Origin of the sequence: Cellulophaga sp. BC115SP, from assembly GCF_009905545.1 — a bacterium.
GTDB classification, from domain to species: Bacteria; Bacteroidota; Bacteroidia; order Cytophagales; family Spirosomataceae; genus Flectobacillus; species Flectobacillus rivi.
Window position 1 is genome coordinate 1 of the sequence record NZ_JAAALB010000022.1, and the last position, 20,821, is coordinate 20,821.

General features: G+C 37.6%; 14 protein-coding genes. 13 read left to right on the top strand and 1 reads right to left on the bottom strand.

Annotation, left to right across the window (positions count from 1 at the left end):
• The first annotated feature begins 461 nt into the window (after positions 1–461).
• The 3 genes from GVN22_RS16210 (at position 462) to GVN22_RS16220 (ending at position 2,131) form a co-directional block, all read left to right on the top strand.
• Entirely contained in the window at positions 462–809 is a 348-nt protein-coding gene (locus GVN22_RS16210) for a hypothetical protein (protein WP_166552062.1), read from the top strand.
• A 444-nt stretch (positions 810–1,253) separates the two neighbouring features.
• Positions 1,254–1,907 (top strand): hypothetical protein, encoded by a 654-nt coding sequence (locus GVN22_RS16215; RefSeq protein ID WP_166552063.1) that lies wholly within the window; start codon positions 1,254–1,256, stop codon positions 1,905–1,907.
• A 14-nt stretch (positions 1,908–1,921) separates the two neighbouring features.
• The gene (locus tag GVN22_RS16220; protein WP_166552064.1) at positions 1,922–2,131 is read left to right on the top strand and encodes a hypothetical protein; all 210 of its coding nucleotides are present in this window, start codon (positions 1,922–1,924) and stop codon (positions 2,129–2,131) included.
• 249 nt (positions 2,132–2,380) lie between these two features.
• Here GVN22_RS16220 and GVN22_RS16225 read toward each other — a convergent pair whose 3' ends face one another.
• Positions 2,381–4,273 carry a U32 family peptidase gene (locus GVN22_RS16225; RefSeq protein ID WP_166552065.1) on the bottom strand — a complete coding sequence of 631 codons (1,893 nt, stop codon included), beginning with the start codon at positions 4,271–4,273 and terminating at the stop codon, positions 2,381–2,383.
• Between the two features lie 254 nt (positions 4,274–4,527).
• Here GVN22_RS16225 and lgt point away from each other — a divergent pair, with 254 nt between their 5' ends.
• The 10 genes from lgt (at position 4,528) to GVN22_RS16275 (ending at position 20,777) form a co-directional block, all read left to right on the top strand.
• The gene (lgt, locus tag GVN22_RS16230; protein ID WP_205690929.1) at positions 4,528–5,364 is read left to right on the top strand and encodes a prolipoprotein diacylglyceryl transferase; all 837 of its coding nucleotides are present in this window, start codon (positions 4,528–4,530) and stop codon (positions 5,362–5,364) included.
• 557 nt (positions 5,365–5,921) lie between these two features.
• The gene (locus GVN22_RS16235; RefSeq protein ID WP_166552066.1) at positions 5,922–8,000 is read left to right on the top strand and encodes a prolyl oligopeptidase family serine peptidase; all 2,079 of its coding nucleotides are present in this window, start codon (positions 5,922–5,924) and stop codon (positions 7,998–8,000) included.
• A gap of 142 nt (positions 8,001–8,142) precedes the next feature.
• A complete protein-coding gene (locus GVN22_RS16240) occupies positions 8,143–8,916 on the top strand; it encodes a ThuA domain-containing protein (protein ID WP_205690930.1) in 774 nt (257 codons plus the stop codon).
• A gap of 729 nt (positions 8,917–9,645) precedes the next feature.
• Complete coding sequence (locus tag GVN22_RS16245; protein ID WP_166552067.1) at positions 9,646–10,239, top strand: RNA polymerase sigma factor; 594 nt, start codon at positions 9,646–9,648, stop codon at positions 10,237–10,239.
• 86 nt (positions 10,240–10,325) lie between these two features.
• Entirely contained in the window at positions 10,326–11,417 is a 1,092-nt protein-coding gene (locus GVN22_RS16250; protein WP_166552068.1) for a FecR family protein, read from the top strand.
• Positions 11,418–11,701: 284 nt separating this feature from the next.
• The gene (locus GVN22_RS16255; protein ID WP_205690931.1) at positions 11,702–15,106 is read left to right on the top strand and encodes a TonB-dependent receptor; all 3,405 of its coding nucleotides are present in this window, start codon (positions 11,702–11,704) and stop codon (positions 15,104–15,106) included.
• Between the two features lie 12 nt (positions 15,107–15,118).
• A complete protein-coding gene (locus GVN22_RS16260; RefSeq protein WP_166552069.1) occupies positions 15,119–16,573 on the top strand; it encodes a RagB/SusD family nutrient uptake outer membrane protein in 1,455 nt (484 codons plus the stop codon).
• Positions 16,574–16,735: 162 nt separating this feature from the next.
• Complete coding sequence (locus GVN22_RS16265; protein WP_166552070.1) at positions 16,736–17,860, top strand: family 43 glycosylhydrolase; 1,125 nt, start codon at positions 16,736–16,738, stop codon at positions 17,858–17,860.
• A gap of 295 nt (positions 17,861–18,155) precedes the next feature.
• A complete protein-coding gene (locus GVN22_RS16270; protein ID WP_166552071.1) occupies positions 18,156–19,685 on the top strand; it encodes an arylsulfatase in 1,530 nt (509 codons plus the stop codon).
• Positions 19,686–19,733: 48 nt separating this feature from the next.
• A complete protein-coding gene (locus GVN22_RS16275) occupies positions 19,734–20,777 on the top strand; it encodes a glycoside hydrolase family 2 TIM barrel-domain containing protein (protein WP_166552072.1) in 1,044 nt (347 codons plus the stop codon).
• Positions 20,778–20,821 lie beyond the last annotated feature (44 nt).

Genomic DNA, 20,821 nt, shown 5'->3' on the forward strand with positions numbered 1-20,821 from the left:
AGGACTTGCCAGATTCAAATTCCTTAAGAATCTTTGCAATTTCGGTCGGACTAAATTTGCTGCTTTTCATAATACTTACCTAAAGTTAAAAAATATCACACTTTTTAAACTTTTAATCCGTACTATTTTTGGGGAAGCTTACACAACATAACTCTCATAACTCAATATATAAACTAGACTTCAAAACGGCTTAATTAGTTTTTTTGTGAAGCTATCATTCAAATTGAATGATAACTTCACAAATCAGGTATTCCCCTGCTTTTTGATTTTAGGGCTTTAGATACCTTTTACCAATAATATTGACTTTGGTTAATAAAATTCAGCCCTTCGGTTATACTCGAAATTGATTGAAGAGACGCTTTAAAAATTTGATTATATTGTGAGAATATATTCTTTAGTAACAGTTTTGTCAAACCATATTCGTATGGCAGAGTAAGAACTAAATAGTTTTTTGTAATAGGATGTCATACAAATATCAAATCGAACAAGCATTACTTAGCAAAAATTGGGACATAGTAGAAATAGGGTTTAGCGAAGAGTGGTGGGATGACGAGAATTGGAAGATTCAATATAGATTTAACTCATCAATTTGTTTCTACTTGTGCTTTATTATTAACCCAATGTTTGATGGGAATAGAAAAAAAGGGCAAGGAATTATTTATGAAATTAAGGCATCGACTAAATTTCCTCAAAATTGGAATGACGACACAAACACTATTGCTGCAATAGAAATGTCAAAAAGAAAATTTGATTTAAAACTAAAAGAATTTATAGACATTCTTGAGAATTATAAAAAAGTGATTAGCTAAAATCTACTGCAATCAACTTATTTGGCGATAGTCGGGCTTGACGTCCAAAATTCAATTTTAATAACACTATTGAACATTTTTACAAGATTTTGGCTGACAGTATCCAATTCTCCATCATCGCCAATCACTGTAAGCTACCTCTAATTTTATGACGACGTTAATAAACATAGACATACTTCGAATTTATCACGATTTTAATGGCAACATAGATGAATTCCTTAGAATGGGAAAAAGTTCAGACATTATCAAAAGTGGCTTTTGTATGTGTTGAGATGAACACTCTAAAATAGGCTCATTCCAAATCCTAACTGTGGTTTGGGGAAGTTGAATAAATCTCAACTTTAGTAGTAAAATTCAATTTTAGTTTTTTAATCCACAGTACTTCTAAGCAAACGAAACTCTAATTCCTGACTAGCAAAAGTCCTACTCGTTAACATCAATTTTATGACCGAACAAGAACTTGAAATATTACTATCAAAAAGAACTAAAACATTCGATTTAAAAAAGAATGCGTTTGAAACTCTAAATAAGATATTTTTGGAGCATACTAATGATAGAGACTTTTGGGGTAGTTTTCAACAAGTTGATATAAAACCTATTTTCGAGAGATTCGAATACCACATCGACAGACAGCACCGTGATTCTGTAATTAAAACAAGAATTGGACTTTATATTGAAAACCAAAACTGGACTGATAATTTAGAACCTATAGGATATTACGAACTCGAATCAAATTTGAATGGAGAAGTAGTAGACAATTGTTTTGTAATTGAAAAAGAAAAATACTTAAAGGACATAGAAATAATTTCGCACTTTCAAAGTATGAATAACAAGCTACCAATCGACTATTTGAAAAGAAATCATATTCAATACCAATTCGTCTCTTATGTTTCTATGGTTGGGACACTATTTGTAAGTAAGCAGTTTAAAGCTGCTGCACTATTTATAAGAAGAGCATACGTTAATCTAGAAACAATTGGCTCTGAGCAATTTGATAAAGACTATTTAACGGAAGCAAAGAGATTTTTGAAAATAGTAAAGGATTATTTAGTATCAAACAATTTGGTAACTGAAAGGATAATAAATGAAATAAACTAATCTAAAAACAGAAAATGAACATTTTTAAACAAAAAGAACTCTACACAAATTCAGTTTTAGCATTTTTAGTAATTGTTTTAATTGACTGGTTTATGGGGGCAGGTTTTAACCTCTTTAAAGGCTATACTTTTTCTCAGACTCTTGATAATTACAAAATACCCTATACTTACATAGGTGTCGCATTTACAATTGTCTATTTCAATTTAAAAAATAAAAAGCAATAATATGTATGGTTTGCTACTAGTTGGCATCTTCCATGCCACTTAAGAAGATTTTGAAAGTGAAAGAATTGGTTCAAAAACATATTGTCTGAGGATAAAATCAACTTCCTCAACCATAAGCAAACCAAAATTTCAGAATTGTATATTCATCAAAAAAGCTGTCAGGAAATATTTTCCGACAGCTTTTTTGATGCTTTATGACTCATCTTTAGACGCCAAACATTGCGTCTCTACAAATCACCAAATCACACTCTACCATTTGGCAATATAGCCTAATTGTTCGTCTTCATCTTCGTATTCAAGCTCGGCGTCTTTTTCCCAAATTTCCATTTCGCATGGCTTGCAATTAAACTTCAATTTGTATTCTACTTCGCCATGTTTTAGGGTTAATGGTTCTACCACTTTTTCGCCCATGGTTTGACGTTGGTATCTCGCACATTTTCCTAATTCGTATTTTACGCAATATTTGGTCGTCATTACACGAGATTTGCCCGGGTCCCATTGCAACTCGAAGGCTTTTTCGATTTCGGTAACGCCGTGTCTCTGATAAAATGTTCTAGCCATTTTGTTAGAAACATTGTACATAAAATCTAGTTTTTCAACTGGATAAGGATGCGTTGTTTTTTCTAGTTTATGCTCTTCTCTATGATATTCATTCACACGAATATCAACCAAACGCTCTAACACATCTCTTCTAATTTCGTTTACTTTTGAAATTGGCAAGAACCAGTTTTCAGAAAACTCAACTTCCAATTCGTCAACAATAAATGGTGTATTGCCCGTTTTGGCTAAGTTTTTCTTGATATTCGGAATAACTGAATCTTGGCTCTTCGCTAGCTCTTTGGCTACTTCGATAGTACCAACAGACTGATGACCGTCTTCGTCGATCGCCAATAATTGGAAACCCTTTTCTGTTTCGGTAAACTCCAATTTTACGCCAATTTTACGAACAGCACTGTTTTCTTTCTCCACCATTTTATTGAATTCAGCATCTGAGTTTCTGTAAATCTCAGTACCAATCGCCAATGGTTTGAAAGTATTTGGAATAACAATATTGTTAAAAATAATATTGATTTGTGCTCCATCGGCTTCTCCAGCTTCATTTTGGAAATACAAACCATCTCCATTATTCAACTTCTCATAATTCTCAATGACATAGCCGTTTGCTTTAATTTCAAGCACTTTACCGATATACTGACCTTTCGATTTTGGACTTTCCCATGAACCAATTTTTTCTTTTCTTTTATTCAAGAAATAATCAGTATATCCACGGTTGAAGCTTCTATCCATTTCTGGTTCGAAGTTATAGAAAGTTCTACCCGAAGAGGCTTTTTCGAATCTGTCCGAATTTTCTTCTAAGAAAGAATCCAATTTTTTACGTAAGAAAGAGGTATTGTTTTTTACATAAACAATATCCTTCAAACGACCCTCAATTTTGAATGAAGAGATACCTGCTTCAATCAGGTTTGGTAATTGATCACTCAAATCCAAATCTTTGATAGACAACAAGTGACTATTTTCAATCAACGTTTTACCTGTTCCATCTTCCAAACGATATGGCAAACGGCAGTTTTGAGCACAAGAACCACGGTTGGCACTACGTTCGCCATTGGCTACGCTCATGTAACAGTTACCACTAAATGAAACACAAAGTGCACCCGATACAAAGAATTCCAATTCAACATCGGTAGCCTTATGAATCTCTTGGATTTGGTCAAGATTGAGCTCACGAGCCAATACCACACGCTTCATACCAGCATCCGCCAAAAACTTCACGTGGTTGGCATCACGGTTGTTCGCCTGCGTACTCGCATGAATTACGATAGGCGGCAATTCCATTTCCATGATAGCCATGTCTTGAATAATCAAGGCATCAACGCCAATATCGTACAATTCATAAATCAATTTACGACAAGCCTCTAACTCGTTATCGTACAAAATGGTGTTGATTACTACAAAGACTTTAGCTTTGAACAAGTGGGCGTATTTCACCATTTCTGCCACGTCCTCCACCGAGTTGGTGGCGTTCGAACGTGCGCCAAATTGGTGCGCTCCCATATATACTGCGTCTGCACCAGCGTTGACCGCAGCCATACCTTGATAAAGGTTTTTGGCAGGCGCAAGAATTTCAATTTTCCTTTTCATTTCAATCCTATATTTTCGAATCCATAACAAGGGTGAGATTCGGTAATTTTACTTCAATTTGCAAAATTAGTGAATAATAGCTGATTCTCTGAGTGGTATTTGGTTTTTTAGTAAGAATACCTCAAGTAAGATTTTTGCGTCTAAAAGTTGCCGTATGCAAGAACAAGCTTATGCTCTTGATTAACTGTTTTAATTAAGCTATCTTGTTGTTGTAATTTAAAATCTAACACCCATTTACATCTAGCACACCCATTATGTTTCCTATCATTCCTTGGAATATCGACCCAGTTATATTCATGCTAAGCGCTACTTTCCCTATCAAATATTATGGGCTTCTTTTTGCTTTGGGAATAACAGTTGCGTTTTTGACAGTGAAAAAAATTTATCAAAAAGAAGGAAGTTCCGTTCACGATTTAGATAGCCTTCTCATTTATATTGTGCTAGGAACTGTCATCGGCGCTAGACTTGGGCATTGCCTTTTCTATGAGCCTGAGTATTTTTTCCGACACCCCTTAGAAATCTTACTTCCAATTAAGAAAATTGATGGCAGTTATCAATACATTGGTTTTCAAGGGCTGGCGAGCCATGGTGGTACAATTGGTGTGTTGTTAGCTATTGTGTTTTATTGTATGAAGTTCCAGAAACCTCTATTGACCGTGCTAGATCGACTAGCAATTGCTGCACCAATAGCAGGCACCTTTATTAGATTAGGTAATTTAATGAATTCAGAAATTTATGGTATTCCCACAAATGGGACATGGGGATTTGTATTCCTAAGAGACGATACCATTCCTCGTCATCCGACTCAATTATACGAGGCAATAGCATATCTAATAATCTTTTTGATTTTATGGATTATTTATCAAAAAACTAAAATCCTGAAAAAGTCAGGGGTCATATTTGGTATTTTCCTCATATTAGTTTTCTCTTCAAGATTTTTCATTGAGTTCTTTAAAGAAAATCAGGTTGCATTTGAAAACCAAATGGCATTTAACATGGGACAACTCTTAAGTTTACCATTTGTGATATTGGGCTTGGGGTTGTTGATATGGCGATTGTCGAGTGAAGGTAACAATAAAAATGTAATTTGATCGACATGACTGAAACTCTCGAAATCTGCGATACAACAATCGATTTACTTGCTGTAGTCGCATAACTCATTACCACAATATCGTTTAGTATTCTTGTGTGAGCTCCGTAGGAGCGACAGTTTGGTAGCAGAATTCTTAAGAAAAACCCTTTTTGAGCACCGTAGGTGCGACAGAAACCCCAAACCTTGAAGTCTGTCGCACCTACGGCGCTCTTTTAATAGGTCAGAGAATAAATCAAGGACTACCAAACTGTCGCTCCAACTGAGCTGATGGTAAAGATTGGTTTCTAAAAAAACGGTTTAATAAATAGGCATATCTATATTCCACGATTAGATTAATCAGAAAGCAGTTTAACCTTTCTCATAACGGGTGAATAAATTCACCCACTAAGTGGAATCAAGGTTTAAATAATTTCAAGGTTAATTTTGTACTAATAGATTACTGCTCAAGTTATAAGTCAAAATCATTTTCAGTTGCCCCCCTCCCCCCCTCCTTTGTTGATATTCTTCCTCATTTTTCGTATCTTGAATAGTCATCAACTAATATCTATTCATTTCATGAAGAAAGTCTTACTTACCTGTCTTGGGCTGTTGTTAGCCAGTCCTATCTTTGCACAATTTTCTCTCGAACAAGTACTTAGCAGTGCTTTTCCTTCCGAATTAAAAGCATCTCCTGTCAAAAATCAAATTGCTTGGGTCTTTAACCAAACAGGTTCACGCAACATTTTTCTTGCCGAAGCTCCTGATTTTAAACCCCGAAAGCTTACCAATTACGAAGGTGATAATGGTCAAGAAATCAATAGTATTACATTTCTCCCGAATGGAAAGTCTTTGCTGTTTATTCGAGGTGGCGCCAACAATAGCGCAGGTGAAATCCCAAATCCTGCTGAGCTACAAGGCACTGTAGAAAGAGCTATTTACAAGATTGACCTTGATGGAAATAACCTGAAGAAAATAGTTAATGGTGCTTATCCCAAAATTTCACCAAATGGAAGTACGCTTGCGTATATCTATGGCGGGCAGATTTGGACATTGAATCTGGATAGTGCCAACATTTCTCCTAAAAAACTATTCCATTCTCGTGGCTCGCAAGGCTCTATCCGATGGTCTCCTGATGGTAGCAAAATTGCCTTTGCGAGTAGTCGTGGAGACCATAATTTTATTGGGATTTGTGATATTGCCACACAACAAATCAAATACATCGACCCAGGAGTAGATGGCGATATTGACCCAACTTGGTCGCCAGACGGAAAATCTATTGCCTTTATCAGAATCCCTTTTACCAAAGATGCACTGATATTCGGTCCAGAAAGAGCAAGTCTTCCTTGGTCTATTCGCGTCGTGGATTTAACTACTGGACTAGCAAAAGAGATTTGGAAAGCTCAAAAAGGTGTGGGTAGTAACTTCTTCGCTGGTGGACTTGTGGCAGAGAATCATTTATTCTGGACTTCGGACAATATGATTATTTTTCCCTACGAAGGTGATGGTTGGCATCATCTTTACAGTGTGAGTGCTTCGGGAGGAAATGCCAAATTGCTTACGCCAGACAAAGGCGAAGTGGAATATGCTTTTCTAGCAAATGATAAAAAGACCGTCATTTATAATACCAATATAGGGGATATTGACCGTAGACATATTTGGTCAGTTACAGCGTCTGGAACCCCCAAGCCAATTACGACTGGACAAGGCATTGAATGGTCGCCTGTTCAAACCTCAGATGGACAGCTAGCAATTCTTCGCTCAGATGCCAAAGTCCCTGCTCGTCCAAGCATAGTAACTTCGGATGGAAAACTTAAAGATATTGCCCCCGAATTTATTCCTAATGATTTTCCAAGCAATCAATTAGTAGTACCACAAGCCGTCATGATTACTGCGACCGATGGTATGCAAATTCCTGCACAATTGTTTTTACCTAAAAATCATAAAGCAGGTGAAAAACACCCAGCCGCTATTTTCTTTCATGGTGGTTCTAGACGACAAATGTTGTTAGGATTTAATTATGGCGAATATTACCACAAAGCCTATTCCTTGAATCAATATCTCGTCAGCCAGGGATATGTAGTGCTTTCGGTAAACTATCGTTCGGGTATTGGTTATGGTATGGAGTTCAGAGAAGCTGAAAACTATGGGGCTACTGGCGCTTCAGAATATAATGATGTTGTGGGGGCAGGTCTGTTCCTTAAATCCCGTGAAGACATAGACGGCTCTAAGATTGGACTATGGGGAGGCTCTTATGGTGGTTATTTGACAGCTTTGGGATTAGCCAAAGCCTCAGATCTATTTACAGCAGGTGTCGATATTCATGGCGTGCATGATTGGAATGTCGTCGTGAAAAACTTTATTCCGAATTATGATGCAAACAAAAGAGCTGAGTGGGCTAAAGTGGCTTATCAATCTTCGCCAATGCCATATGTTAATTCTTGGAAGTCCCCTGTTTTATTAATTCATGGCGACGACGACCGCAATGTCCCTTTTTCGGAAACAGTAACTATTGCTGAAGCTTTGCGAAAAAATGATGTTTACATGGAGCAACTCATTTTTCCAGACGAAGTGCATAGTTTTCTTTTGTATCAAAATTGGTTAAGTGCCTACAAAGCAACCGCAAGCTTTTTTGATAAGTTTTTGAAAAAGAAATAGGATTTCTAGGCGTATTTTGAGTATAGTCTAAAAAGCTTCTCCTTTTCAGTGGAGAGGCTTTTTAGATGAAAAAAGGATAGATTTTCCTGATTTACCTATATTTTGGCACTCAATTTTTCAACTTATCCCAATTGATTTAAACATGAAAAAAGTATGTTTTGCATTGATGCTTGTTGCTGGGGTCATTTTTAATATGACTGCACAAGTAGCAAACCCTTTGAAAGGCAAGAAAATTTTGGTTTTCTCAAAAACAGCAGGCTTCCGCCACAGTTCTATTCCTTATGGTATTTCTGCGATGTTTGAGCTTGGTAAAAAGTATGGTTTCGCAGTAGATACCACGCAAAATGCAAGTCTTTTCAATGAAGATAACCTCAAACAATACAAGGTTGTGGTATTCAATAATACCACTGGTGATGTATTGGACGCTCAGCAACAAACAGCATTCGAACACTATATCCAAGCAGGTGGCGGTTTTGTGGGTATTCACGCAGCCTCTGATACAGAATATGATTGGGCTTGGTATGGTAAAATGATGGGTGGATACTTCGACGGTCACCCTGGCAAACACGTCTCTAACGTACAAATGGGTAAATTTAACGTTACTGATGCCAACCATCCTTCAACCGACAAACTTCCTGCAAGCTTCGAACGTAAAGATGAGTTTTATAACTTCAAACAGTTTAACAAAGACGTTAAAGTCCTAATGACTGTTGATGAGAAATCATATCAGGAAGGTACAATGGGCGATTTCCACCCAATGGCTTGGTATCATTTATACGATGGCGGTCGTGCTTTCTACACTAACTGGGGACATACGCACGAAACTTTCTCAGACGAAATCCCAATGAACCATATCTGGGGAGGATTACTTTGGGCTGGTAGCGGAAAACCTGTAAAAGCGAAAAAAACTAAATAGGTATAATTGAATTGAGTGATTGAGCGAATGAGTGATTTAGTGATTATTTTCGATATAACTTTACTTGTAGACCGTCTATTTGGGAGATATTAAAAGAAGGTTCAAGCTAAAAGAAAACAATCACTCAACCACTCAATCCCAATTCACTAAATAGTCTTCTGTATTTTAGTACAAATGATTGCACTGAACTTACTCCTATTTGACAAAATCATTTTAATACAAAACTTTTATTCCTGATGATTACCTCCTCTTGATAGGTGAACCTTTTATCTTTTCATTAGAAACCCTTCTATTACCGCTATATTTCAGGTTTCATTTCGCATTTCTGCGCTATATTACTGCACATTATCACATTAGTTTCGTCCTATCTATTTGTCGTTAAAAACTTTTTTTTACTCCCTCTATTATTGCCCATTACTTGTTTATTGAGCATTTTTAAGGAAAATACTCTCTTTTACAAATAAAAAAGCAAAATTAGAAAAATAATAAACTACAAAAACCATAGATTTTATATATTTACACACTTAAAATTGATTATACATTTGAGCGATAAAAGTAAAGGACATCCAAAATGAGAATTTCAATCATTCATAAATCTCTATTTTATCCAAAATCCTTTCGTTTAAAAATGAACTTATCAAAGAATTATTTAGCTGAAACAAATATTTCAATGGAAATATACCGTAAAATATCTTCTACTTTTGCATTAATACTTAACTAGCCCAAAATATGGTAAAGCAACAAACAACTGCCTTACACGATGAAGTCACTTTGTGGAACTCCTTTCGAGAGGGGGACAAAGAAGCCTTTGCCTGCATTTACCAGTTGTACGCACGACCACTTTTGAGTTATGGTTACAAGGTAACTTCTGACAACACTTTGGTGGAAGATAGTATTCAGGATTTGTTCATTGAACTTTGGCATAGTCGTACAAATCTTTCTGCCACTGATTCGGTGAAGTTTTACTTATTCAGAGCGCTTCGCAACAAAATTCTTCGCAATAAAGCCAAAGTTGAAATCGAAGTATTAAACGACTTTTCAGTCGAGCCCTCTCACCTATTTGATGTATCCAACGAAACGTTGATGATTGATGAAGAAGTTTATCAACTACAAATTTCGCAGCTTCAAACCTCTCTTCAAAAACTCCCCAAACGCCAACAAGAAGCTATAAACCTCCGCTATTATCACGATTTTAGTAATGAAGAAGTCGCTCAAATTATGGGCGTCAACTATCAATCTGCTTGTAAATTTATTTACACAGGTCTTCGTTTTTTAAAAGAAAACATCATTATTCCTACATTTTTCTACCTGTTAATCAGCTAGTTGAAAAATTTTCTATTTTTTTCTTAAAAAAAATGGACTAAAATATCGCATTCCCTGCATTAGTATATAAAAGCATTAGATAAATCATGATTACAGACTATGAACATTTTGATATAGAAGATTTTGCATCAAACGATTCTTTTAAAAATTGGGTACTACACCCCAGTCCGAAAAGTAATTTTTTTTGGGAGAATTATATACAAAATCATCCGCACCAAGCACACAAGATTGAACTGGCACGAAATCTCATTTTGGGTATTCGCAGTGCAGCTCATCAAGTGCCTTCGGAAGCGACTGTATCGAGATTATGGAGTACAATCAATGAGCATATCGAAAATGAAGAAACGCTAGAAAGTCAAAATTTCTGGCATCATTGGAGTTTGAGTAAAATAGCAGCTTCGGTAGCCATTCTGTTGTGTTTAGGTGCTGTGTTTTTTCAATATACTGATAAGCTACAGCATTCATTACGCTATTTTGCTAGTGATAACCCGATGATTGAACAGCAAAATGATACGCAAGAAGTCTTAAAAGTAAGACTTGCAGATGGCTCTACAGTGAGCCTTGACCCTGATTCCAAAATCAGTTACAGGACTCATTTTGAAGAACAAAAGAGGGAAGTTTACTTGGAAGGAGAAGCTTTTTTTGAAGTAACAAAAAATCCAAATAAACCTTTTATTGTATATGCCAACGATGTGGTGACCCGAGTATTAGGCACAAGCTTTAGGATAAAAGCACGCGATACAGACCAAAAAATTGTCGTTGCGGTAAAAACTGGAAAAGTATCTGTTTTTAAGAAGAAAGATTTTCAAGAAAACGAAAATATAGTGGCACAAAATAACAAAGGTGTTATTCTCAAGCCCAATCAGCAAGTGGTGTATTTGAAAAGTGAAGAGGTCTTAAGTAAAACCTTGGTTGAAAAACCAGAGTTACTTTCGAAAAAATCAGTCATAAGTTTTGATTTTGACAATACGCCCATCGCCGAAGTTTTTGCCCGACTCGAAAAAGCTTACGGTGTGTCGATTGTATATGATGAAGAGTTGATGAAAAATTGTTTTCTGACCGCTCCTTTGGGCAACGAGCCGTTATTTGACAAACTCAAGGTAATCTGTAAAACTACAGGTGCAACCTACGAAGTATTTGACGGACAAATTGTTGTTACAAGTCGTGGTTGTAATTAAAAGTTTTAGAATAAGCATACTAATACTCCAGCAACAGTACCAGTGTTGTTGGAAACATTTGAATATAAAATCGAACCCAATGCCTTGGACATTTTGTGCAAGGGAAACTATTTAACCCCATTTTGAAATGATATAAAATAATACGACTTCTTACCCAACAAAAAAGTCGGCGATGGTACCAGCATCAACCGACTTTCGAATAGCTCACCATGTTGATTGCTCCAACAAGGGTGAAAATGTTTTGTCTAATTTTCTAACAATACAAACAAAAACAGTCCAAAACTATGGAAAAAAAACGGAAAATTTCTAAGATTTTTCAGAAAATTATGTACCTATCCATCCAGCAAATTATACTGGCAATTGTCTTTATGAGTATGTCTTTTGCCAACGGCATCGCTCAATCGGTATTAGAAAAGGAAATCTCTCTTCAATTAGAAGACCGAGAGTTTAAATCTGTGCTTAAAAGCATTGAGAAAAACGCTGATATTCGTTTTACTTATACCAAAAATTTGATACAACTAGACAAAAAGGTTTCTGTAAATCTTCGTAAAGAAAAGCTTTCAACAATTTTAGAAAGTCTTTTTGTTCCAATGGGCATCAGCTATGAAGTGGCAGGCAATTATATTATTCTCAATCGAAAAAGTGTTGATTTAAAGTCCATTAATCACAAAAATGCGGACTTTCGGCTCGAACCACCCGCCCTCATTGCCATCACAGGAAAAGTCGTGGATGACAAAGGTGAAGGAGTTATGGGAGTCAATATTCAGATAAAAGGAACTACCAAAGGTACCAATACCGACCAAAATGGCTATTACTCGATTTCGGTACCAGACGAAAAAGCAGTGTTAGTTTTTAGTTCTATTGGTTTTGTAACTCAAGAAACCACTGTTGGACGTAGAAGTACCATTAATATGGTATTGGAAACTGATGTAAAAACACTCAACGAAGTGGTAGTTGTAGGATATGGTTCTGTTAAAAAAAGTGATTTAACAGGTTCGGTTGTTTCCTTGAAATCAAAAGAATTAACTGCGGGGCTTAATCAAAACTTCCAGCAATCACTAATCGGTCGTGCCGCTGGGGTACAAGTCTATCAAAAAAGCGGTGAACCAGGGTCTGCCATGAGTGTAAAAATCCGTGGAGCGAGTTCTATCACAGCGGGCAATGACCCCTTGTATGTAATCGATGGTATGCCGATCAACGACGGTGCTCCTGTTACTGGTACTGGTGACAGCTTTGTGTCAAATCCCAATCCTAGAAACCCACTCAATAGTCTAAATCCAAATGACATTGAGTCTATTGAAATTTTGAAGGATGCCTCCGCTACTGCTATTTACGGTGCTCGTGGGTCGAATGGGGTAGTTTTGATTACGACAAAAAAAGGGAATGAAGGAGGTTTGCGTGTGAATTATAGTGGTAGCTATGGTGTACAAACTGTCGCTAATTCACCTAAAATGCTAACAGGCGAGCAGTACAGAGATGTACTCAATGGCATCATAGATGCAGGTGGAGGTAATGCCAACGAACGTATAACAGGAAGCGTTACAAACACTGATTGGCAAAGTATGCTGTTCCAACAAGCTACTGTACAAAACTATGATTTATCGTTTCAAGGAGGCAATAACAACACCAAATACTACGTATCCTTGGGCTATATGGACCAAGCAGGTGTTGTAAAAAACTCAGGTTCGACACGTTATTCGGCAAGATTTAACCTTGAAAATCGTATCAAAGACAAATATACTTTTGGTATCAATCTCAATACTTCTTATATCAAAGATTTATATAACTCTGTCGGTATTGGTGTCAACGAAAATGCTAGTGCGCTGTATGCCGCTATTTTTTATGACCCCACAATCGCCCCATACAAAGAAGATGGAAGCTATAATCGTTCTATCTATATGACTATGGATCACCCCGTGGCTTTGATTAATGGTCAAATCGCCAATAGTGACTCATACCGAACCTTCGGAACTATGTTTGCAGAGTATTTCTTCATGCCTGCACTATCGGCAAAAGTAAAAATTGGCGGTGATATTAATACCAGTCAGCGCAATGTTTGGATTGACCCAATGACTCTCAATGGTGTTCAAAACAACGGCATTGCTAGTATTTTGACGGGTACTCGTAGCTATTATATGGGCGAGTTTACCATGAATTATACCAAGCAAATCGCCAAGCATTTTATTAGCGCTGTAGCTGGAGCAACCAATGAACATTTCGGTTCTAATTCATTTTCAGGTACAGGAAAAGGATATACCCTTCCCGACCTTAAGTATGATGCTATCGGTAGCGGAACTCAATCCTTGAATACCATTGGTAGCGGACGTGCCGAAACGCAGCTGATTTCCTTCTTAGGGCGTGTTAATTATTCTTTCAATGATAAATATTTGATTACAGCATCTATTCGTGCAGATGGTTCATCAAGATTTGGCCCTAACAACCGCTATGGATTTTTTCCTTCAGCAGCATTTGCTTGGAAAGCCCACGAAGAAGCATTTATGAAAGATATTCCTGCCCTTTCTGAATTAAAACTAAGAGCTAGTTATGGGGTAATAGGAAACCAATCTATCGGCAACTTTTTGTTTCTTCCTACTTTTGGTATAGGTGGAGATGCCATTTTTGGCGGTGTCAGAAATACCACTATTCAACCTTCAAGAAACCCTAATCCAGACCTAAAATGGGAATCTGCAAAGCAAATGGATATTGGAGTTGATTTTGGTTTATTTAAAAACAAAATCAGAGGAACCATTGAATATTATAATCGTACTACTTCTGACCTTCTACTGAGTGTTCCACAACCGCTAAGTTCTGGTTTTGGGTCTAGAACAGAAAACGTAGGAAGTATGAGAAATACTGGTATTGAATTAACCTTGGGTGGTGATGTAATCAAAACTGGTGGATTTACGTGGAACTTGAACGGCAACTTCTCTACGCTAAGTAATGAGGTTATTTCGTTGGGATCGTCTCCACAAATTATCTATGGAGCCGCAGGATTTATTTCCAACGCAGCGATTATTCAAGTGGGCAAACCATTGGCTTCTTATTATGGATTTATTGTAGATGGTGTTTGGCAAACTACCGATGATTTCTCTAAGACACAGGCTGGAGTAAAAGCAGGTGATGTAAAATACCGTGATTTGAATGGCGATAAAGTCATCAATGATGCCGACAGAACAATTATTGGAAAGGCTTTCCCTGATTTTATTTATGGTGCAACCAGCAAAATGACTTACAAAGGATTTTCATTTGAGGTATTTATCGAAGGAAATCAAGGAAGTAGTATTCTTAATCAAATGATGGTGGATTCGTATTTTCCAGTAAGTTTTAGACGAAATAAACTAGCAGATGTATATCTCAATCGCTGGACACCTTCAAACCCAACCAACGAGTATCCTTCTTTTGTAAACCCTACCTCACAAGGACAAAGAACCATCAACTCAAAAACCGTAGAAGATGCCTCTTATTTGCGTATTCAGGCGATTCGTTTGAGTTATGAAGTCCCTATTCCCAAAAACAAATTCGTTCGCAGTGTCAACATTTTTGTAACTGGTCAAAACCTTAAAACTTTTACCAACTACAAAGGAACAGACCCGGCTACCAATGCTGTAGGCGACGACATCCTTAAAATTGATTACAGTACCTATCCGCTTACACGCACATTCACAGGGGGAATCAATGTTCAATTTTAATTATTTAGCAGAATGAAAATCCAACAATACAGTATCTTATTTTTTACCATTTTAAGTCTTGTTGCCTGCCAAAGTCAGTTTGAGCTAACGCCTTATTCTGAATTTGCGCCAAGCAATGTCCTGACCAACGAAAAGGGCTTGAAAGCTGTGCTTTACTCTGCACATGCTTCTATCCAAAATACCACAGCCTCTCGCATTTTGATTAATATTTCTGAGGTAAGTACCGATATGGCATATAACACAGGTGGTGCCGAAAACTTATATCTACAGGAATTTGTCAATTTTACATGGTCACCTTCAACGGGCAATTTTAGAGATGATGTTTGGGCGCCCCATTACCGTGCTATTCGTGATGCGAACCTAGTTTTGGAAAATGTCAATAATGTACAAGGCTTAAGCGATGCAAGCAAAAAGCTATACATTGCCGAAGCCAAAACGCTGCGAGCATTCTCCTATGATGTTTTAAGACTTTGGTTTGGTGGCGTGCCACTTCGTAAATCTAGTGCCGACGAAGCCCAAAAGGCTAGAGCCACAGATGATGAAATGAAGCAATTCATCGAGTCGGAATATCTTGCTTCCATCGCTGACCTACCAGCTCCAGGGAAAGAGGAAGCTTACAGTCGCATCAACAAAGGTGTTGTGTATGCCATGTTGACCAAATTTTATCTCAATACTAAACAATGGCAAAAAGCGGCTGACGCTGCCAAATCAGTGATGGATTTGGGATATTACTCGCTTTTCTCAGATTATACCAAAATGTTTAGAGTAGAAAATGAAGGAAACAAAGAAATGATTTTGGTCAAACCCGCTCGCAATGAAAACGGTTATGGCAACTGGTTTTCGGCAGGGGCATTGCCCCCTGGGTTCAAAACCTCTTCGACTATCCCTGAATTTGTATGGACTACCTCTATGGCAAATTTTGCGACACAATATCGCTTGAGAACAAAATTTACCAGTTCATTCGACCCACAAGATGCTCGTTTAGGTCTGATTATCAGAAATTATACCAATACCAGTGGTGCACAAATTACCCTAGGCACTGACGACGCCCGCAGTTTGAAATATTGGGATAATGCAACATTAGGGAACAACAGTGGTAACGACGTTCCTGTCTTTAGATACGCCGATATACTTTTGTCAAGAGCCGAAGCGCTCAACGAACTCAACGGTCCTTCGCAAGAGGCAATTAGTTTGATTAATGACGTAAGAAAAAGAGCAAAAGTAGCCGAATTACAGTTGAGTAATTTCAAAACTAAAGAGGAATTGCGTGCGCATATCTTGAAAGAACGTTCTTGGGAATTTTATTCAGAAGGAAAAAGTCGTGAGGATTATATCCGTCATGGGGTATTTATTTCGGCTGCCGCAGACAGAAAAGTCCAAAATCCTGTCAATGATAGGCTGATTTTCCCTATTCCTCAGGCGGAAACGGATGCCAACAAACTTTGCGCGCAAAATCAAGGATACTAGGTATTAGTTATGAATGATGAGTTGAGAGTTGTGAATGTAAATTTTTAATTCACAACTCATTATCAATAGGCATTAGGCAAAATGCATTAATCATTTCGTAAGAAATACTTTGATTCTTTTTACGTAAAGCATAAAGCCTAATACCTTTTTAATTTTCCATAGATGAAAAAAACATTTTTCCTCCTATTGGCGATAAGTTGGCAGGTGGTAGCGCAGGAAGCAAAATTTAGCAACCCCATGGCACCTGTTACCAATATCGAGTTAACTGTTCCCAAAGAAGTAAAACCGATATTTGACTATTGGCTTCGTGATACATATATCATGCTAGGTCCAGATGGAATGTATTATCTCACTGGGACGACCGCCACGCCCAATAGAATTTTCCCCAATGGTAACATACATTGTTGGGATTACAACGATGGTCTTTATATGTGGAAATCCAAAGACCTAAAGAATTGGACGCCTATGGGTCTGATTTGGTCTTTTGAAAAAGATGCCGCTGATTGGCAAAAACAAGGTAAACCCATCAAAGAAGGAGCCAAATCACTGAATAATGACCCACTTGAAGGGCAATATCGTGCCTTATGGGCACCCGAACTGCATTATATCAAGAGTCAAAAAAAATGGATGATTGTGACTTGTATCAATGGTGGCGCTGGTTCTTTTATTCTTGAAAGTATTTCTGGAAAACCCGAAGGTCCTTATAAGAATATTGTAGGAAACACCACAAAGCCTATTTATGGCAATATAGATGCAAGCTTGTTTGAAGACGACAACGGTGAAGTTTATGTAGTAGCGCACAATCACTTTATCGCCAAAATGAATAAAGACCTAAGCGATTTGGAGGAACCTTATCAAAAAATCAAGGAAACTCCCTACAATCCAGAGCCTTATATAGAGGGCATTTTTATGACTAAACATCACGGAAAGTATATTTTGATGCAAACGGTTTGGTCTGTAAGAACGGGAGAAAACGAGTTCACTTATTTACCTGTAGACAAAAAAACTGGCAACGCACTTCATAGCTATGATGTGGTTATTTCGGAAGCAGATAGTCCTTATGGACCTTTTAGCGAGCGTTACCCTGCTATTTTACAAGGAGGACATAATAATTTGTTTGTTGATAAAAAAGGAGATTGGTGGAGCACTACTTTTTTTAATCCAAGAGGAGAAATGGGGAAAGAATTCAAAATCACGTGTCGTCCTGGCTTGGTACCTGTCAAATGGGTCAACAAAAAGCTACAACCAGACCATGCAAGAGCTAAAAAGTTTTATGGACATAAGTAAATACCACCTATTCAAGCTAGCATAGCCTATAGGTCATAACTCTCAATTTTCATTATTTAGTTATTTTTATAGATAAAACCAAGTGTACGTTATTAGTTAATAGTATATCAGTTATTGGAATAGACTCATAATCAGATGTATGATTAATGAAACCTTTCCTGTTACCTAAAATTAAGCATCAGTACAAAATGAGTTTTCATCTTTTTTGAATATAAAATATTGACAGTAATACTTACACTCAAAATTCAAAACTCATCATTCAGCACTAATACGACTTACCTCACACGCTTTTTCTATGAAAAAACTGATTAGCATACTATTATTGAGCACCATTCTGTTCCACTCTCATGGACAAAACAAACCAAATATCATCCTAATTTACCTCGATGATTTGGGCGTTGGAGATGTTGGTGCTTATCAAAAAGGAACGCTCAAAACGCCCAATTTTGATAAAATCGCCAAAGGTGGCGTGCGATTTACCAACGCTTATGCGACCTCAGCCACGTGTACCCCAAGTAGATTTGCGCTACTGACAGGCAAATATCCGTGGCGCAATCCCAAAGCAAAAATCTTGGCTGGCGATGCGCCATTGATTATCGACACTGCGAGTATGACTTTGCCCAAAATGTTTAAAAAGGCTGGCTACAAAACCGCAGTAGTTGGCAAATGGCATTTGGGATTAGGTAATGGAACAATTGATTGGAATACAGCCATTCAAGAAAACCCCAACGATGTGGGCTTTGACGAGTCCTTTATTATGGCTGCCACTACCGACCGTGTACCAACGGTTTATATCCAGAATCGCCAAGTGGTAGGTTTGCAAGCTTCCGACCCATTGTATGTTAGTTATGAGAAAAACTTTCCCAATCAGCCAACTGCCCTATCCAATCCCGAATTGATGACCAAGCAAAAGTGGCATCATGGACATAACCAAAGTGTTCACAATGGCATTCCTAGAATTGGATTTATGAAAGGTGGAAAATCAGCCTTGTGGGTAGATGAAGAAATGACAAATGTTTTTCTGGAAAAAACCTTGAATTTTATCGAGCAAAATCATCAAGCTAATCAACCTTTTTTCTTGTACTATGCCCTTCAGCAACCGCACGTTCCAAGAGTTCCTAATCCTGCTTTTGTTGGAAAATCGGGCATGGGACCACGTGGCGATGCTATCCTCGAAGCCGATTGGGCAGTTGGTGAGGTATTGAAAAAATTAGAAGCTACTGGGATGGACAAAAATACGCTTATCTTGTTTTCGAGTGACAATGGTCCCGTACTCAATGATGGCTATCATGATGAAGCCGTGGAGAAATTAGGAAAACATGACCCTTTTGCAGGATTGAGAGGAGGAAAATACAGCTTGTTTGAGGGAGGTGCGAAAGTCCCCCTCCTCGCCTATTGGAAAGGCACTATTCAACCAGCGGTGTCAAATGCCTTAGTTTGTCAACTTGATTTTTTAAGAAGTTTGAGCAATATGCTTCATGTGTCAATACCTCAAAATGATGGATTAGATTTTATGAATGTTTTTCTCGGAAAATCTAACAAAGGTCGCAAAGAGTTAGTACTGGAAGCTTCAGGAAATTTAGCCTATCGTCAAGGTAATTATGTCATGATTCCTCCTTACAAAGGGGCTCCTTTGTTGAAAGAAGTAAACATAGAGCTTGGCATATCGCCTGATTTTCAACTCTATGATCTCAGCAAAGATCCTTTTCAGCGTCATAATTTGGCAAGTTCATTTACAGATATTTTGCAGAAACTCAAAAAGGATATGCAAAAAGCCGTCGGAGATTCTTACCAATCAACAGGAAAAGGCGTAGAATTAAAATAAGTATTTCACCTAAATTTTCTATATTCTTACCCAAAACAATCTATAATCATGTATCAAAAAATAAAACTATTAGCGCTTTTAGTGCTTTTGACTTTTTCAAAATCCTTTGCGCAAAAATGGACTGCCGAAAAAGCTAATGAATGGTATGCCAAACAAGGCACTTTGGTGGGAGCCAATTTTATCCCAAGCACCGCCATCAATCAGCTCGAAATGTGGCAAGCAGATACTTTCGACCCAATGACCATCGACCGTGAACTGGGCTGGGCAGAATCCATCGGTATGAACGTAATGCGTGTGTATTTGCACGATTTAGTTTACCAAGAAAATAAAGATGGCTTTTTGAAGCGTATGGATGACTTCTTGAAAATCGCAGATAAACACCATATCAAAATTCTATTCGTTTTCTTTGACTCTTGTTGGAATGATGATCCAAAATTGGGCAAACAACCTGACCCAAAACCGGGAGTTCATAACTCAGGTTGGGCAAGAAGTCCGGGCACAAAGGTGTTGTTTGATTCCAGAAAATGGGGGCGTTTGGAGGAATATGTAAAAGGCACATTAACGCATTTTGCCAATGACTCACGAGTGTTGGCTTGGGATTTATTCAACGAACCATCCAACAGTGGTTATATGGATGCTTGTTTGCCTTTGTTGAAAAAGACTTTCGAATGGGCCTTGGAAGTACGCCCTTCGCAACCTGTAACAGCAGCCGTTTGGAATAATCACGAATTGAGTAATCAAATCATGTTTGACAATTCTGACATTATTACTTTTCACAATTACCATGATGCTCAAAACCTTGAGAATGAAATCAAACGACTTCAAAAATATGGTCGCCCTTTGATTTGTTCAGAGTATATGGCACGCCGTGATAATAGTTTTTTCCAAACTTGTTTACCAGTTTTCAAAAAATACAAAGTTGGCGCTATTAACTGGGGCTTAGTGGCAGGCAAAACTAATACGATATATGCGTGGTCACAACCTATGCCTGATGGCAGCGAACCGAAAATTTGGTTTCATGATATCTTCAGAAAAGATGGTAGCGTTTACAGCAAAGAAGAAATTGATGCCATCAAAGCACATGTAAAGTAGATCTAAACACTCTTTGTATCGGTTGTCAGCTTTCGGAAAAATTA

What these genes read in the sequence shown, in the direction of transcription:
- GVN22_RS16275 (WP_166552072.1), top strand. Translation starts at nt 19,734, where the DNA reads ATGTATCAAAAAATAAAACTATTAGCGCTTTTAGTGCTTTTGACTTTT.
- GVN22_RS16210 (WP_166552062.1), top strand. Translation starts at nt 462, where the DNA reads ATGTCATACAAATATCAAATCGAACAAGCATTACTTAGCAAAAATTGG.
- GVN22_RS16225 (WP_166552065.1), bottom strand. Translation starts at nt 4,273, where the DNA reads ATGAAAAGGAAAATTGAAATTCTTGCGCCTGCCAAAAACCTTTATCAA.
- lgt (WP_205690929.1), top strand. Translation starts at nt 4,528, where the DNA reads ATGTTTCCTATCATTCCTTGGAATATCGACCCAGTTATATTCATGCTA.
- GVN22_RS16215 (WP_166552063.1), top strand. Translation starts at nt 1,254, where the DNA reads ATGACCGAACAAGAACTTGAAATATTACTATCAAAAAGAACTAAAACA.
- GVN22_RS16220 (WP_166552064.1), top strand. Translation starts at nt 1,922, where the DNA reads ATGAACATTTTTAAACAAAAAGAACTCTACACAAATTCAGTTTTAGCA.
- GVN22_RS16240 (WP_205690930.1), top strand. Translation starts at nt 8,143, where the DNA reads ATGAAAAAAGTATGTTTTGCATTGATGCTTGTTGCTGGGGTCATTTTT.
- GVN22_RS16250 (WP_166552068.1), top strand. Translation starts at nt 10,326, where the DNA reads ATGATTACAGACTATGAACATTTTGATATAGAAGATTTTGCATCAAAC.
- GVN22_RS16260 (WP_166552069.1), top strand. Translation starts at nt 15,119, where the DNA reads ATGAAAATCCAACAATACAGTATCTTATTTTTTACCATTTTAAGTCTT.
- GVN22_RS16235 (WP_166552066.1), top strand. Translation starts at nt 5,922, where the DNA reads ATGAAGAAAGTCTTACTTACCTGTCTTGGGCTGTTGTTAGCCAGTCCT.
- GVN22_RS16255 (WP_205690931.1), top strand. Translation starts at nt 11,702, where the DNA reads ATGGAAAAAAAACGGAAAATTTCTAAGATTTTTCAGAAAATTATGTAC.
- GVN22_RS16245 (WP_166552067.1), top strand. Translation starts at nt 9,646, where the DNA reads ATGGTAAAGCAACAAACAACTGCCTTACACGATGAAGTCACTTTGTGG.
- GVN22_RS16265 (WP_166552070.1), top strand. Translation starts at nt 16,736, where the DNA reads ATGAAAAAAACATTTTTCCTCCTATTGGCGATAAGTTGGCAGGTGGTA.
- GVN22_RS16270 (WP_166552071.1), top strand. Translation starts at nt 18,156, where the DNA reads ATGAAAAAACTGATTAGCATACTATTATTGAGCACCATTCTGTTCCAC.